This window comes from Ruegeria sp. CE12 (assembly GCF_056537525.1).
Genome location: NZ_JBQFRS010000004.1, coordinates 171,953 through 187,742 on the forward strand (window position 1 = coordinate 171,953; position 15,790 = coordinate 187,742).

The 15,790-nt window shown below is 55.8% G+C and carries 14 protein-coding genes; 8 read left to right on the forward strand and 6 right to left on the reverse strand.

All coding sequences use genetic code 11. The features are described from left to right. Positions 1-134 precede the first annotated feature (134 nt). Positions 135-590, reverse strand: coding sequence for an Lrp/AsnC family transcriptional regulator (locus ACR0IO_RS11830; protein WP_480741856.1), 456 nt, complete (start codon positions 588-590; stop codon positions 135-137). Positions 591-705: 115 nt separating this feature from the next. Here ACR0IO_RS11830 and ACR0IO_RS11835 point away from each other — a divergent pair, with 115 nt between their 5' ends. The 3 genes from ACR0IO_RS11835 to ACR0IO_RS11845 all read left to right on the forward strand — a co-directional run bounded on the left by ACR0IO_RS11835 (position 706) and on the right by ACR0IO_RS11845 (position 4,697). Continuing rightward, positions 706-1,905: a methionine gamma-lyase gene (locus ACR0IO_RS11835; RefSeq protein ID WP_480741858.1), complete on the forward strand. Its 1,200-nt coding sequence runs from the start codon at positions 706-708 to the stop codon at positions 1,903-1,905. A gap of 14 nt (positions 1,906-1,919) precedes the next feature. Beyond that, positions 1,920-4,292 (forward strand): 1-deoxy-D-xylulose-5-phosphate synthase N-terminal domain-containing protein, encoded by a 2,373-nt coding sequence (locus tag ACR0IO_RS11840; protein WP_480741860.1) that lies wholly within the window; start codon positions 1,920-1,922, stop codon positions 4,290-4,292. Between the two features lie 189 nt (positions 4,293-4,481). Then, positions 4,482-4,697 carry a DUF1330 domain-containing protein gene (locus ACR0IO_RS11845; protein ID WP_480741863.1) on the forward strand — a complete coding sequence of 72 codons (216 nt, stop codon included), beginning with the start codon at positions 4,482-4,484 and terminating at the stop codon, positions 4,695-4,697. 14 nt (positions 4,698-4,711) lie between these two features. Here the strand turns inward: ACR0IO_RS11845 and ACR0IO_RS11850 are convergent, their stop codons facing one another. Then, positions 4,712-5,272, reverse strand: a complete 561-nt coding sequence (locus ACR0IO_RS11850; protein WP_480741864.1) for a CHAP domain-containing protein — start codon at positions 5,270-5,272, stop codon at positions 4,712-4,714. 576 nt (positions 5,273-5,848) lie between these two features. Between ACR0IO_RS11850 and ACR0IO_RS11855 the strand changes: the two genes are divergently transcribed. The 4 genes from ACR0IO_RS11855 to ACR0IO_RS11870 all read left to right on the forward strand — a co-directional run bounded on the left by ACR0IO_RS11855 (position 5,849) and on the right by ACR0IO_RS11870 (position 10,052). Continuing rightward, positions 5,849-7,405 (forward strand): trimethylamine methyltransferase family protein, encoded by a 1,557-nt coding sequence (locus tag ACR0IO_RS11855; RefSeq protein ID WP_480741865.1) that lies wholly within the window; start codon positions 5,849-5,851, stop codon positions 7,403-7,405. Positions 7,406-7,471: 66 nt separating this feature from the next. Continuing rightward, a complete protein-coding gene (locus ACR0IO_RS11860; protein ID WP_480741866.1) occupies positions 7,472-8,578 on the forward strand; it encodes a mandelate racemase/muconate lactonizing enzyme family protein in 1,107 nt (368 codons plus the stop codon). Next, positions 8,575-9,321, forward strand: coding sequence for an SDR family NAD(P)-dependent oxidoreductase (locus ACR0IO_RS11865; RefSeq protein WP_480741867.1), 747 nt, complete (start codon positions 8,575-8,577; stop codon positions 9,319-9,321). Before ACR0IO_RS11860 ends, ACR0IO_RS11865 begins: the two co-directional genes overlap by 4 nt. Next, complete coding sequence (locus ACR0IO_RS11870) at positions 9,318-10,052, forward strand: SDR family NAD(P)-dependent oxidoreductase (RefSeq protein ID WP_480741868.1); 735 nt, start codon at positions 9,318-9,320, stop codon at positions 10,050-10,052. Before ACR0IO_RS11865 ends, ACR0IO_RS11870 begins: the two co-directional genes overlap by 4 nt. Positions 10,053-10,073: 21 nt before the next feature. Here the strand turns inward: ACR0IO_RS11870 and ACR0IO_RS11875 are convergent, their stop codons facing one another. The 4 genes from ACR0IO_RS11875 to ACR0IO_RS11890 are packed head-to-tail and all read right to left on the reverse strand — an operon-like array spanning position 10,074 to position 14,546. Then, the gene (locus tag ACR0IO_RS11875) at positions 10,074-11,414 is read right to left on the reverse strand and encodes an NAD(P)/FAD-dependent oxidoreductase (RefSeq protein ID WP_480741869.1); all 1,341 of its coding nucleotides are present in this window, start codon (positions 11,412-11,414) and stop codon (positions 10,074-10,076) included. Next, a complete protein-coding gene (locus ACR0IO_RS11880; RefSeq protein ID WP_480741870.1) occupies positions 11,411-12,907 on the reverse strand; it encodes an aldehyde dehydrogenase in 1,497 nt (498 codons plus the stop codon). Before ACR0IO_RS11880 ends, ACR0IO_RS11875 begins: the two co-directional genes overlap by 4 nt. Positions 12,908-12,910: 3 nt before the next feature. After that, the gene (locus tag ACR0IO_RS11885; RefSeq protein WP_480741871.1) at positions 12,911-13,828 is read right to left on the reverse strand and encodes a dihydrodipicolinate synthase family protein; all 918 of its coding nucleotides are present in this window, start codon (positions 13,826-13,828) and stop codon (positions 12,911-12,913) included. Positions 13,829-13,835: 7 nt separating this feature from the next. Beyond that, on the reverse strand, positions 13,836-14,546 hold the full coding sequence (locus ACR0IO_RS11890) for a GntR family transcriptional regulator (protein WP_170333300.1): 711 nt from the start codon (positions 14,544-14,546) through the stop codon (positions 13,836-13,838). A 150-nt stretch (positions 14,547-14,696) separates the two neighbouring features. Here ACR0IO_RS11890 and ACR0IO_RS11895 point away from each other — a divergent pair, with 150 nt between their 5' ends. After that, positions 14,697-15,779: a quaternary amine ABC transporter ATP-binding protein gene (locus tag ACR0IO_RS11895; protein WP_480741872.1), complete on the forward strand. Its 1,083-nt coding sequence runs from the start codon at positions 14,697-14,699 to the stop codon at positions 15,777-15,779. The last annotated feature ends 11 nt before the right edge of the window (positions 15,780-15,790 follow it).

Consider the following 15,790-nt stretch of genomic DNA (forward strand, 5'->3'; position numbering starts at 1 on the left):
ACTCTAACGCACTGGCAGCTTTACGCAGGTACTCGGGGCTATAGCGAAGCTGACAATCGGAAATTGCGACGAAAAAAACTCAAACAGAAAAGATATTTAGCCAGTTGGGAACAATTCATTCTGACTCGCTCTTCCTATCCGGGTGGAAAAACAGCGGTCTTTTTTACCGTTCCATAGACAAAGCTGGTATCGATCGAGGCTATTCCACCGATCGGATGAATTCGGTGACGAATAAATTCCTCGTAGGCCTCGAGATCCGATACCAAAACCCGCAACTGGTAGTCCATTGCGCCGGTAAGAACGTGGCATTCAAGAACTTCATCGATCATCCGAACGCGTTTCTCGAAGTTCTGAACGTCCGTTTCATTGTGTCGCTCTAACCGGATACGTACGAAGACGGTAATGGCCATCCCATACGCGGCAGCGTCAACGTCGGCGCTGTATCCCTTTATCACTCCGTTGGCTTCTAGGTTTTTGACCCGGCGCAAATACGGCGAGGGAGACAAGTTCACTTCGTTGGCAAGATCCTGGTTCGTGATGCGCCCGTCTCTCTGCAGCGCTCGAATGATCTGCCTGTCCTTAGCGTCCATTTTACCCTCTTGTTTGGCAGAATATGCCAATTGTATCAATTAGATTGATATATTTCGCAACCAATAGCCCAAAGTAAAGGCGCAAACTGGCTCCAACATGTATCAGGAGCTTGCAATGACTCGTTCAACCGGATTTGCCACCCGCGCCATTCACCACGCTTACAACCCTTTGGAAAATGACGGCGCGCTGACGCCGCCGCTGCACTTGACGTCCACGTTTTCCTTCGAAACCGCGGAGGCTGGTGGAGAGATGTTCGCGGGCGAGCGTGAAGGTCATATCTACAGCCGTATTTCAAACCCCACCTGCGACCTTCTTGAACAACGCATTGCCGTGCTTGAGGGGGCCGAGGCTGGGCTGGCTCTCTCAAGCGGCATGGGGGCGATCACAGCAGTGCTCTGGACCCTGCTGTCGCCAGGTGACGAAGTCATCGTGGATAAAACGCTCTATGGCTGCACCTTCGCCTTCATGCGTCACGGTTTGGCAAAATGGGGGGTCACCATCACACATGTCGACATGACAGACCCCGAGAACCTGAAAGCAGCCGTTTCTGACAAAACCCGCGTGGTTTATTTCGAAACCCCGGCCAATCCGAACATGCGATTGGTGGACATCGCCGCCAGCGCCGAAATTGCGCACTCGGTCGGTGCAACGGTCGTCGTCGATAACACTTATGCCAGCCCCTATCTGACCCGTCCGATCGAGCACGGCGCAGATATCGTCCTACACTCCGCTACCAAATATCTCGGCGGGCATGGAGACGTGGTCGCAGGCTTGGTTGTCGGAACCGCTGAACAGATTGCTGAGATCCGCCTTGTTGGGATGAAGGATATGACAGGCGCGGTAATGGCGCCTTTCAACGCGATGCTAATCCTACGTGGTCTGAAAACACTGAACCTTCGTCTGGATCGTCATTGTGACTCTGCCAAGGTCGTCGCAGACTTCCTCGAAGCGCATCCTGCCGTCGACGAGGTTTATTTCCCCGGTCTTGAGAGTTTCGCTCAGCACGATGTAGCGCAGCGACAGATGTCCCAACCGGGCGCTATGATAGCGTTCGAGATCAAGTCCGGCCTGTCCGGCGGGATTGAGTTCATGAACCGCCTGAACATGATCCAGCGTGCGGTGTCCTTGGGCGACGCGGAAACACTGATCCAACACCCGGCATCCATGACTCATTCGACATATACGCCGCAAGAGCGGGCCGAGCATGGGATCAGCGATGGCCTGATCCGTCTGTCCGTCGGGCTAGAGGATGTCGAAGATATCCTTACAGACCTAGAGCAGGCTTTGCCCTACCCTGCCCGCAGCGCCGCCTGAACCCGGAGACCACCATGCACATTGATCCCACACAACTAAAGATCGTCGAACAGCGCCTGCTGTGGTTGTCTCATTGGATGATCCACCATGCCAACCATGTCCGAACAAAGGTGGATGGGATCAAGATCGGTGGCCATCAGGCTTCGTCTGCTTCGATGGTATCGATCATGACCGCGCTCTATTTCTCGGCCTTACGCCCTGAGGACCGGGTTGCAGTAAAACCGCATGCCTCGCCGGTGTTTCATGCGATGCAGTATCTCATGGGTAATCAGACCCGCGAGAAGATGGAGAATTTCCGCGGATTTGGCGGTGTGCAAAGTTATCCCAGCCGGACCAAGGACATTGACGATGTTGATTTCTCGACCGGATCTGTGGGTTTAGGCGTCGCGATCACCTCGTTTGCCTCGATCATTCAAGACTACATCAAGGCCAAAAGCTGGGGCTCAGATGCGCCAATGGGTCGTATGGTAGCCCTGGTAGGCGACGCCGAACTGGATGAAGGCAACGTCTATGAGGCATTACAAGAAGGCTGGAAAAACGACTTACGAAACACGTGGTGGATCATCGATTACAACCGACAGTCGCTGGACGGTATTGTCCGGGAAGGACTGTTTGAACGGATCGAGAAAATCTTCGATGCGTTCAGTTGGGATGTCGTTCGTGTGAAATATGGCGTCTTGCAACGTGCTGCCTTCGACGAGCCCGGCGGCGACCGACTGCGCGACTGGATCGATGCTTGCCCCAACCAGGATTACTCCGCTTTAACTTTCATGGGTGGTGCGAATTGGCGACAGCGCCTCATGGACGATCTGGGGGATCAAGGGGATGTGACCGCTCTGATCGAACGGCGCACGGATGCAGAGCTTGCAGCCCTTATGGAGAACCTCGGCGGCAACTGCGTCGAGACCATGGCCCAAACATTTGCCGCCATCGATCATGATCGCCCGACATGCTTCCTGGCCTACACAGTCAAAGGTTGGGGCACCCCTATTGCAGGCCACAAGGACAATCACGGCGGGCTGATGAACAACAGCCAGTTCGCCGCGTGGCAGTCGCATATGGGTGTGCCAGAAGGCGAAGAATGGGAGCCGCTTGCGACGGTGCAAGACCCAGACGCGCTCAAGAGTTTTCTGGCCAGCACCCCGTTCTTTGCCAAAGGTCCGCGCCGCTATTTTGATGACAAGCTGGATGTGCCGACCATCGAGATCGACACCAGTCGCGAAATCTCGACACAGATGGCGTTTGGCAAGATCCTTGACGATCTATCAAAAGGCGACAGCGCATTAGCCGAACGCATAGTGACGACCTCCCCAGATGTGACAGGCACGACAAGCCTTGGTCCTTGGGTGAACAGGCGCAAGCTATTTGCTCGATCCGAACAATCCGACGCCTTTATAGAACACCGGATCCCTTCGACGGCGAAATGGGAATTCGCGCCGGAAGGGCAGCATATCGAGCTTGGCATAGCCGAAATGAACCTCATGTTGCTTCTGGGAGCGGCGGGTCTGTCGCATTCGCTGTTCGGTAAGCGGCTAATCCCAATTGGCACCGTCTATGATCCATTTGTCAGCCGCGGCCTCGATGCACTGAATTACGCCTGTTATCAGGACGCGCGTTTCATGCTGGTTGGCACACCCTCCGGCGTCACACTCGCACCAGAAGGTGGAGCACACCAGTCCGTTGGAACACCGCTCATCGGGATGAGCCAAGACGGGTTGGCCGCTTTTGAACCCGCCTTTGCCGACGAGCTGGCGGTGATTATGGAATGGGCCTTCGACTACCTGCAGCGCGATGGCGAAGGACAGCCCGACGAGCGCACATGGCTGCGCGATGAAACCGGAGGGTCTGTCTACCTGCGCCTGACGACCAACCCGATTGAACAGCCTGGAAAGCGTGTCGACGATGAGTTCCGCCAAGGCGCCATCGATGGGGCCTATTGGTTGCGGAAACCCGGACCCAATTGCGAAGTTGTAGTCGCCTATCAAGGAGCAGTCGCGCCGGAGGCAATCAAGGCCGCCGGTATGATGGGTGAAGGACGTCGCGACATAGGGGTATTGGCCGTGACATCCGCAGATCGCCTGAATGCCGGATGGACCGCCGCGCAACGAGCGCGTTCTCGCGGCAACCAAGCGGCACGCTCTCACATCGAAACCCTGATGTCCGACCTTCCGCCACACTGCAAGCTCGTCACCGTTATCGATGGTCATCCTGCAACTCTATCCTGGCTCGGGGCAGTGCTTGGACATCAGACTATCCCAATGGGTGTCGAGCATTTTGGTCAGACCGGAACGATCGGCGATCTATATCGCCACCACTGCATTGACGCAGACGCTATTCTCGAGAAAGTGAATGGCCTGACTCATGGCAGGGCGCTTCACCGTGCATGAGTGGGTTGAGTCTGGGCAATAGCGTAGAGAACAAGCTAGCACTGAACATACTGTACGATCCAGTTCTGTGACTGGATGAGATTCGGCTGAGTTGACACCCTTCCTTAACTTGAGCGAACCATCCCGGTTGCCCCTTGTGCAAGAAATCGAAAATGAGCGTCTACTTGATCGCGGAAATCAAAGTTACAGATGATAGCTGGACCGGACGGGTTCAACGTCCACAATCTGGTTGAGAAGCACGGCGGACGCTATCTTTCACGCAGCGGAAACACTGAGACCCTCGAAGGTGAAATAAAAGACTGTACGTTGATCGCCATCCTCGAATTCCCATCCAGAACAGCCCTCGATAGCTTCCTCACCGAGCCTCCCATGACGCATTCCTGGGGTTCGCGGTGGCTGCAATAAGAAGTTGATTTGGGCTACTCAACAGCTTTCGGGTAGATGAACCCGTTTACCGGGTAGAGACTGCCATATTGACCTGGCTGGCTTTCTACCCGGACCAACGTCCAGTCATTGTTTTTGGATATATCCTTGACGCCCATCTTCAAAGACACCTTGTTGCGGTGCCAGTTGGCATGATTCACGATGACTTCCCGGTCAGTGACAATACTGGATACGACCGCCACATGGCCCAAAGGCATACCGCGGGTTGCCCGGAATGACATCACTGCTCCGACAACCGGTTCATTGCCTCGCTGAAAGATATTGTGCGCCTTGCCCCACCAGTCCTTGGCGTTGCCGCGAATTTCGATGCCACTGAGATTTCGTGCGTAGGGCACACACCAAACTCTTTGCCCACGTGCTCGTTTTTTTGAGACCTCTTGCAGTGCCATTGCCTGGCGTTCCGGATCGAGATCCACGTCGTTAGGGTTCTTTGCGCAGGCAGAGACGAGAACAATAAATCCCAGCGCAATCGCAGCGCGGGTGACGCCGGTCAGGCGCGGCCAAATCGTGTTGGTTTTGCTAATGCTGATCTGCAAGAGACTTAGTTGCCGGTTTGAGTGGTTAGGGTGTTTTACGGCGATTTATCGGATTATAAAAAGAGACCCGTCAATTCCCCGGCAGGAATTTGCCAGTTCACTATGTCGCATTTTTGCCACTAGTTGAGCCTGAATAGGCAAATAGCTTCAGCTTAAGTGCAAAGACATCGGTTACAGGTGAGCTCAATCAAAGTCTCTCTTTTTAGATCATAGCACCCTGTGAATAGCGTTCTTGGACTGTCGATCCTGGTTCGGTCGCACGAATTTGCGCGTTATCGCCATCCGTGGTGCCAGGCACAACAAACTCGACGAACGGACTCAGAGTTTCTGCAAAATCCACTGCTTCGGGCCCACACCTACCGAGTAGTGCAACCTGCACCAAACGCGGGTGGGCGCTGACATTGTCACGCAATTATGCCCGCGCCCGACCTAAAGGTTGTGCCGGTCGGCTGAGTTGGCTGCACATCAAAAATGTGGCGACAAACGTGTCGCGTCGGATTCTGCAAAATCATTTCGCATTCCTGCATGTGGAGAAACGATCACTCGAAAAAAATAGCGGCAAAGGAGATCACCAACATGACTACCTCTGCCACAGCCACAAGAGCCCGCGCCGGAGGGCGTTCAGCCCGTCGGGCACAGCGGACAGCACCAAAATTTGATATGCTTCCCGGCCTTAAGCGCAACATCCCGAATTGCGAAGTCATGGATGCCGACCAGGTTGAACGCATTGATAACGCGTCAATGGACATCCTGGAAAACGTAGGAGTTCAGTTTCGTGACCCAATCGCACTGGAGGACTGGAAGAAGGCCGGTGCAAAGGTAGAGGGCGAACTTGTTTATCTGGATCGCCATCTCGTACGCGAACTGATTTCCACCATCCCGTCTGACTTTACCTACCACGCGCGCGACCCTCACAAAAATGTCCGCCTGGGTGGCAACCATTCGATCTTTGTCCCGATGACGGGGGCTCCTTTCCTGCGAGATCTGGAGGACGTGCGCCGCAATCCGACGCTGGATGACCTTGCGATGTTTCACAAGCTGGCACACATGATGCCGGCGCTGCACAGTTCGGCCCATCATATTGTCGAGCCCTACGACCATCCGATCAGTCAGCGGCATCTGCGGATTACCTATTCGTCAATGAAGTATTCGGACAAAACGTTCATGGGCATGACGACCTCTCCCAAGAACGCCGAGGACGTGATGGAAATGTGCGCCATCCTGTTCGGTGAGGAGTTTCTGGAAACCCATCCGGTTACCACCGGCAATTGCAACGGCAACTCGCCTCTGGTTTGGGATGAAACCATGCTGGGTGCGATGCGCGCGTTCTGTCGGCGCAATCAACCGGTTCTGTGCTCGCCATTTGTGCTGGGTGGTGCCAACACGCCCGCATCAGTGCCCGCAACGGTGGCGCAGTTGAATGCCGAGGCACTGTCTGCACTGGCCTATACGCAGGTTATTCGCAAAGGCGCACCCGCTATCTATGGTCATTATCTGTCGACAGTTTCGATGAAGTCGGGTGCTCCGATGGCGGGCACGCCCGAGATCAGTCTGATGAACTTCATGATCGGTCAAATGGCCCGGCACTATGAGGTTCCTTGGCGGACCTCGAACACACTTGGTGGTGCCAAGACGTTCGATGCGCAGGCTGGGTACGAGTCTGCCACTACGCTTCAAGCCGTCATTCATTCCGGTGCCAACTACATCTGGCATAGCGCTGGCTGGAACGAGGCTGGAATGCACTGCTCGGTCGCAAAATTCATCGTTGATGCTGAACAATGTGCAATGGCTTATCGCATGGCCGAAGGTCCCAAATGGCATGACTTTGATGAGGCTGTGTCAGCCGTCCCGGATGTAGGACCAGGCGGACATTATCTGGGTCACCCTCACACACAACAGAACTTTCAGGATGCGTTCTTTATGCCAGAACTGTTCGACAACAACTCAATCGAACAGTGGGCTGCTGAAGGCGAAGTCGAGATTACCGAGCGAGCTTTGAAACGTGCCCGTAAACTGCTCGCTGAGTATGAAGAACCCAAATTGGACGAAGCAAAGAACGAAGCACTGCTCGACTACATAGCGCGCAGAGAGCGTGAGATCCCCGCAGCAGACGAGTTGAACCAGACCTATTGAAGGACACGGTTTCTACCGCTCGCGGACACGGGGGCGGTTTCCTCAATTGCTTTGAAAGATCCAGCCATGAAGATTGCCGAGCTACATATCTACAGCTACGAATTGCCGGTAAAAGACGGCCCTTACACGATGGCAAATGCCCAAGTGTGGTCGCTGAATACGACCTTGGTCAAACTGGTAACGGATACCGGTTTGATTGGTTGGGGTGAAACCTGTCCCGTTGGCCCCACCTACGCTGAATCACACGCGAGCGGCGCACGTGCGGCGCTGACAGAGATGGCTCCGGGACTAATCGGCACCGAGGTTCTGCCTCTGCCTGTGCACCGTCAGATGGATAAATTGTTGAACGGTCACAACTATGCCAAGGCAGCGATTGATATCGCTGTGCATGATGCATTGGGCAAACATTTAGGTATCAGTGTCGCGACGCTGTTGGGTGGGGCAACGACGGACAGAATACCATCCTATTATGCAACTGGTGTTGGTGAACCGGACGACATCGCAAGACTGGCAGCAGAAAAGGTCGCTGAAGGTTTCCCCCGCTTACAAATCAAGGTTGGCGGTCGCCCGGTTGACCTGGATATCGAAACCATCCGCAAAGTCTGGGAGGTAGTACGAGGTAAGGGTATACGCCTGGCAGTCGACGGCAATAGGGGCTGGACCACCCGCGACGCACTGAGGGTCAGCCGCGAATGCCCTGACATCCCATTTGTGATGGAACAGCCCTGCAATACGATTGAGGATATTCAGATGATCCGCCCTCAAGTAGGTCACGCCATTTACATGGATGAAAGTGGGGTTAACCTGAATGCTGCGGTCACGACTGCTGGCACTGGTCTGGTCGACGGGTACGGCATGAAGATTACCCGTATCGGTGGTCTACAGCCGATGCGCGCTTTCCGCGATCTTTGTGAAGCGCGGAACCTCCCTCATACCTGTGATGACAGCTGGGGGGGCGACATCATTGCCGCGGCCTGCACCCATATAGGCGCGACAGTCCGTTCCGATCTGTTAGAGGGGGTTTGGCTTGCTCAGCCTTACATCGAAGGTCACTACGACACCGAAAAAGGTATCCAAATCAATGACGGGCATATCTCGGTTCCAACGGGAAGCGGGCTGGGCATCCAGCCTGATGAAAGCAACTTTGGCGCACCTGTGGAGTCGTTCGCATGACCGGAAGTAAATTGGACCTTGAGGGCAAGAAAGCCCTGGTTACGGGTGCGGCTGGTGGCTTGGGCATCTCCATCGTCAGCCAGCTAAGGTCTGCGGGCGTTCACGTCGCCGTTGCGGATCGTTCGGTTGCGGATGTCGAGGCCGAAGCGCATTTGCCCGGTGATCTGTTGGATCCGGGATACTCGGACGAATTGCCAAAAGCCGCCACTGCTTTGCTGGGCGGGTTAGATATCGTGATCAACAATGCAGGGGTGATCACACGCGGACCAGTTACGGATACTTCGGATGCAGACTGGTCATTATCTTTGGGGGTGAATGTCGAGGCTCCGTTCCGTATTTGCAGGGCGGCAATTCCGATCATGGCACAAAACGGCGGCGGGGCGATTGTTAACACCGGCTCGTGCTGGGGATTGAGACCGGGTGGCAATCACGCGCTTTATTGCATGACCAAGGCTGCCATCGCATCGCTGACGCAATGTATGGGGATGGATCACGCGCATCAGGGCATTCGCGTCAATGCAGTTTGTCCGAACGAGGTGAACACGCCAATGCTGCGCACCGGTTTTGCCAAACGTGGCTTCGATCCGGATACAGCGGTGGCAGAACTTGGACAGACGGTTCCTTTGGGCCGGATTGCCGAACCCGACGATATTGCGGACGTGGTTATGTTTCTCGTGTCCGACGCGTCGCGATACATCTGTGGTTCGCTGGTCGAGGTTAATGGTGGGAAGCCGGTATCATGAACCGGTTCGCTGGAAAAATCGCGCTGGTAACCGGCGGGCGCAGCGGTATCGGACGAGCGATTGCCAAGCGGTTGCGGCAGGAGGGTGCCCGCGTATTCACAGCACAGCGCGGACCGGAGGTAGAGTTCGAAGGGATCGAAATGGATCTTGGCAATCCCGACGGCCCCAGCGCCGTGATCTCTCAGGTCATAGAGGCAGCAGGTAAGCTCGACGTAGTGGTGAACAACGCCGGGATGATGCAGGAATCCACTGTCGAGGATATGTCGGTTGAGGACTGGCAGAACAACCTGATGGTAAACCTGACTGCGCCGTTCCTGATGATTAAAGCAGCGCTGCCATATTTGCGCAAAACTAGCGGCAGCATCGTCAACGTTGGCTCGATCGAAGGGCTGGGAAGTAATCCTGGCCACGCGGCCTATTGTGCGTCAAAGGCCGGATTGCACGGTCTGACTCGCGCCGTGGCTGTGGATCACGGGGCCGAGGGTATACGCTGCAATGCGATTGCTCCGGGGTGGATCGACACTGAACTCAACATGAGCTTCATCAACTCCATGCCGGATCCCGAGGCGTTTCGCCGAAATATCGGGGATATCCATCCCGTCGGCCGAACCGGAACGCCGGATGAGGTCGCTGCGCTCGTTGCGTTTCTGGCCGCAGAAGAATCCGGCTTTATCACAGGTCAGGTCTATACTGTTGACGGCGGGCGAATGGCCAAGCTTAGCCTGCCCTGATTGGCTTTGGGTACGCCGCTGCTACTCGTCACCGGCGCGCCATTCTTTCCAACGCAGAACCATGTTGGCCCCGATTTCTCGGAATGGCTGTGGCGGTAGGCGTTTTGGTTTGTCTGCGCCCTCAAAAAACCGAGTGATGTCCGAGCTGTGCCCGCAGGCCATCTCTGCCGCTGCAATCCCTGTCAGAGTACCGCGCGCTGTTCCCAGCCCATTCTGAACACAGCCGGAAAAAACACCCTCCTCGATCTCGCGCGCGACTGAGACACCATTGAGGCTGAGGCAAAGATGGCCCGCCCATTTATATTCCATCTGCATTCCCGCAAGCTTCGGGAATCTCTTGTCGAATTTGCGCTGCATGACTTTCGTTGCCCGGGTTAGATCGGTCTTGGAAACCTTCATGTCGGGGCGCAAAGTCGCGCAGGTGCGGGTGATGATGCGATTGCCACCCTGTCCGGTATCGATCCGACGCATGGTGGTGCCCATCGGATCCGATGGGGTCACGCCCCAGCGCGATTGCCCACCGAGACGCGACAGATCACTTTCGTCCAACTCTGGCGTCATAACGGCATACAGGAAGAGCTGCATCAATCGTCCCCGTTCGATACCGAAGCTTTCCAGGTGACCATTGACGGTCAACAAGACTGCTCCTGCGCTGACCGAGCCACGATGCGTTTTGACAAGCCATGCATCACCCTGTTTTTCGAACCCGATAACGGCCGAGTTTTCGCAGACCTTAACGCCATCCCCGGACAGGCCGGCACTCAACCCGCGAACGTAACCTGCAGGTTGCAGCATCACGGTACCTGGCGTGTAAAGTCCGGAAACGTAGTGGCGTGATCCGGTCAGTTCATACATCTGCTGCACGTCCAGCATCTCGCTGGTTTCACCCAGATCTGTCAGATGCTTGGCGTAACTTTCATTATGTGTCTGGCCGGCCGCACTGGCGGCGCCGTTCACCTTGCCAACCGGATCGAAGTAGTTCGGGTCGATCTGGTATTCCTCGACTGCGCCGCGGGCAAATGCGATGGCTTGTCGGTTCAGCGCAATCACCGCCTTGTCGTCCCCCGAACCCGAGTAATCCGACGAGGACAGATCATGAGGCAGGTCGATCATGAAGCCTGAGTTGCGGCCAGCCGCACCCTCAGCCACGCGCCCTGCTTCCAATACGACAACCCTGGCGTCTGGCTGCAATTGCAGCAGACGACGGGCTGCTGTCAGACCTGCGAACCCTCCACCAACTACGGCGAAATCGGCGGTTATGTGGGTATCTAACTCTTGTGCCGGTGGCTGGCTGCCCAAAATGGCATTCCAGGCAGCCGCCCCACGATGGACAGGTTGTTGTCGCGCGGAATAGTTACTCAATCCACGGCCTCATCCGCATCATCGGCCAGATCAATCCAAATGGTCTTCAGCTGAGTGTACTGGTCGTGGGCGTGCACCGAGTTGTCGCGCCCACCAAACCCCGATTGCTTGTAACCGCCAAAAGGCGTGGTGATATCGCCCTCGCCAAAGCTGTTGACGGTCACGGTTCCTGCCCGGATCGCGCGCGCGCCACGAATGGCGCGTTTAGCGTTCGCAGTGAAGATTGAGGCGCAAAGCCCATACTCGGTGTCATTGGCAATCCTGAGGGCCTCATCGAACCCCGAGACTTCGATCACCGACAACACGGGACCAAAAATCTCTTCCCGCGCCAGGGGAGCATCGTTGCCGGGTACTTCGACCACGGTAGCTTCGACAAATCCGTTATCAGCCTTGCCGCCGATTAACACACTCTCAGCCTGATCCAGATAGCCGCAAACCTTGTTGTAGTGGCTTTCACTGACCAGCGCGCCCATACGGGTCTCCGGGTCCAGCGGGTCGCCGATGTTCCACTGTTTAGCGTGGTGCGCGATGCGCTCCAGCAGTTCGGCCTTCACATCCTTATGCACGATCAGGCGCGATGAGGCCGAGCAGTTCTCGCCCATATTCCAGAACGCGCCATTCACCACGTGCACGGCAACGCGGTCGAGGTTCTCGGCGTCGTCCATCACGATGGCTGGGTTCTTTCCACCCATCTCCAGCACCACTTCCTTGGCGTTGCTTTCGGCAGAATAGGTCAGGAAACGTTTGCCGGTGATGGTTGAGCCGGTGAAGGAGACCATGTCGATATCCATGTGCCGCCCGATGGGTTCGCCGACGTCCGCACCGCCACCCGGAACGATGTTCAGAATGCCACGTGGCAATCCAGCTTCCATCGCCAACTCGGCCAGACGAAGAGCGGTCAGAGAGGTCTCGGCTGCCGGTTTCACCACCACCGAACACCCTGCTGCCAGAGCAGGCCCAATCTTCCATGCAAGCATCAGCAGCGGGAAGTTCCAGGGCAATACCAAACCCACAACGCCAATAGGCTCTCGGACCACCATGGCAATGTGATCGTCACTGGCGGGCGAGACCTGATCATAGATCTTGTCGATCGCCTCGGCGTGCCAATTCAGGCAGTGGATGGTTTCGGGCACATCCACGGTTTCGCAGTCATAGATCGTCTTGCCACTGTCGATGCTCTCCATCACCGCCAGTTCGCGAGCGTTACGGGTTATCAGCTTGCACAGCCGGATCAGCACGTCTTTGCGATCGGATGGGTGGAGCTTCGACCATCGGCCATCGTCAAACGCCTCACGTGCCTTTTCTACGGCGAAGTCTACATCCGCCGCGCCGCAGGCCGCGATGTCAGCCAGTTTTTCGCCAGTCGCCGGGTTAACAGTCTCAAAAGTCTCGCCAGAGATCGCAGGGCGGTACGCGCCATCAATGAAGGCGCCCGTGGGCAAGGTCAGGCCGGCAGCGATGGATTTGTATTCGTCCTGTGTCAGCAATTCCATGCCTTAACCCTCCGCCACGATATCTGCGATTGTCTTTTTCAGCACACGTGTCACCTGTTCCAGCGCGCGCTTGTCATCTTTGTTGAGGCCTTTCAGCGGAGGCCGCATCGCGCCCGCATCGATACCGTTCATGGTCACGCCATGTTTGATGGTTTGAATGAACTTGCCACCCTGTTCGAGCACCCGCATCAGCGGCATCATTGCGGACATGATCCGGCGACCCTTGGCGAAATTGCCTTCGATCACGCAGGCCTGATACAGCGCAACATGCTCGGCAGGCAGGAAATTCGACCCTCCACACACCCAAAATGGTGCACCCCATGCGAAAAACTCCAACGCTTGATCATCCATGCCGCAGCCAAGCTGGATATGGGGATAGTCGCGGGCCAGCAGGTGCACCCGATTGATATCGCCTGAACTTTCTTTAATGCCACAGAAGTTGCGGCTGCGACCCACGCGGTCAAGGAACTCCTCACCCATCATTGTCCCGGTGCGGTGCGGATAATTGTACAGCATCACCGGAAGATCGGCGGCTTTGTCGATGGTCAGTGCATTCAGTGCGTTTTCCCGGTCTGTCGGCACTGAATAAGCAGGGCTTGCAAGCAGGATCGCATCTGCTCCCAGATCCTTTGCACCTTTAGCTAAAGTGATTGAATCCGCTGTCAGCATGGAACCGGTTCCGACAACCAGCGGCAGACGTCCCTTCAAACGTTCATGAGTGAAACGAGCGAGTTCCAGGCGTTCCTCTACGGTTTGCGCATAGTTTTCGCCGGTCGATCCCCCCGATATCAGGCCGTGCACGCCGTTTTCGATCAAATAGTCGATCACGTCATTTAACGCATCCCAATTGACGGTTCCGTCACTGTGATATGGCGTGACGACAGGGGTATAGATCCCCTCAAATCTGAATATCGGGTTCATTCAGTCCTCATGCTGGTTTTGATCGAGGCAACGCGCCCATCGGAACGTCCAAGGCCTCGGGCATTACAAACAGTTCGATCTGGTCGCGAGAAAGGTTCCAGTGGTCTTCGGCCAGCTGAGCTGCTGCTGTTTCATCACGCGCTTCGATTGCAGCTATGATGGCGTCGTGCTGCTGGCTGGCTTCGGACAGATTTTCCGACATCTCCGCTGTTTGCGGGCGATAAAAGGTCATACCGATCCGGGAATGATCAATCAGCAGTCGGTTATACGAGGGTAGTAGATAGATATTCCCCGACATTTCGCCGGTGATCTCATGAAAGCGGTTGTTGGCCAGTGCTCGCTCTTCGCCCGAGCCGCTACGCAACGCAGCCTTGAACGCTTCTTGGGATGTTTTAAGCTCTTCGATTTGGTCGGGCGTCGCATTCTGTGCTGCGAGGCGCAAGACAGCCCCATAGATCATAGGAGCGGCGAGAAAGAAGTCGCGCAGCGTCGTGTAGGACATCTCAGAAACGCGGGCGCTGCGGTTTGTGCGCAGATCCAGATAACCCTCACCCGCAAGCTGCCGGAAGACTTCGCGCAATGGCGTCCGGGACAGGCCAAAGGCGTCAGACAGCTGTGCCTCATCCAGATCAGCACCTGGGCGCAGACGTAAAGTCAGGATCGACACCTTCAGGTGCTCTCTCAGTTCATCCTTCCGCTTTTTCGCCTCGTCTTTCATCGCATGTCCTCATGTTGCGTTGCCGGGATGCCAGAATGACGAATCGTGCGGCAAACACAATTGGCGTTCACCGTGTATCTTTCAAAAATACAACTTGTACACAATAGAAATTTATGCAGCATACAAAAAAACTGGAGGAGGACAGCGCCGGTGGGCAGCAGCGTGGAAGAACCCGTGATCGATTGCCGAAATCTGTGGAAGATATTCGGGAAACACGCCGATGAGGCGATGAAAGCCGTTCAGGCGCAGGGACTTGGAAAGCTTGAGGTTCGGGATCAGTTCAACTGTGTCGTGGGCGTTCAGGACGCAACTTTCACCGTCAATCGCGGTGAAATCTTCTGCATCATGGGACTTTCGGGATCCGGCAAGTCCACTCTGATTCGCCATGTGAACCGGCTGATCGAGCCAACTTCGGGGCAACTTTTTATCGAAGGTCAGGACGTAAACACCCTGTCTGCCCGTGACCTGCGCGAACTGCGCGCCGAGAAAATTGGCATGGTGTTCCAGAACATGGCGCTGATGCCCCACCGGACGGTTCTGGACAACGTTTCGTTCAGTCAGGAAGTACGAGGGCATGATGTGCGCGAACGTCGCGAAAACGCTTTGCGCGCCATTGATGCTGTAGATCTGAATGGCTGGGATCAGAAATACCCGGACGAACTGTCTGGCGGCATGCAGCAGCGAGTTGGTTTGGCCCGCGCTATTGCCGCCGACCCGGCAATTCTCTTGATGGACGAACCCTTTTCAGCCCTCGATCCTCTGATCCGCCGGCAACTACAGGACAAATTCATGTCCCTGTCCGCCGAAATGAAGAAAACCACGCTGTTCATCACGCATGATTTGGACGAGGCCATTCGCATCGGTGACCGGATCGCGATCATGAAAGACGGAGCGCTGGTGCAGGTTGGCACACCCGAGGATATCGTGACCAACCCGGTCGACGAGTATGTTGCTGATTTCGTCGCGGGCATTTCCAAACTTGAGTTGATTTCAGCCGGCAAAATCATGGAACCCGTCGAGGCCTTCGAACGCCATAGCGGTCCGTTCGATGCAAGCGACTGGCCCGAAGCGCATCCGGATCATTCGCTGGACGATCTGGTGAATCTGTCGATCTCCACCCAACACCCGGTCGTGGTCAAGGCGGATGGCAAGGCTATCGGGATCGTGACCAAGAACGCCCTGCTGCGCGGCATTCAGGGCGACGTCGAAGACGCCAGCACCCTAAAGCACTGAGGACCAAACGT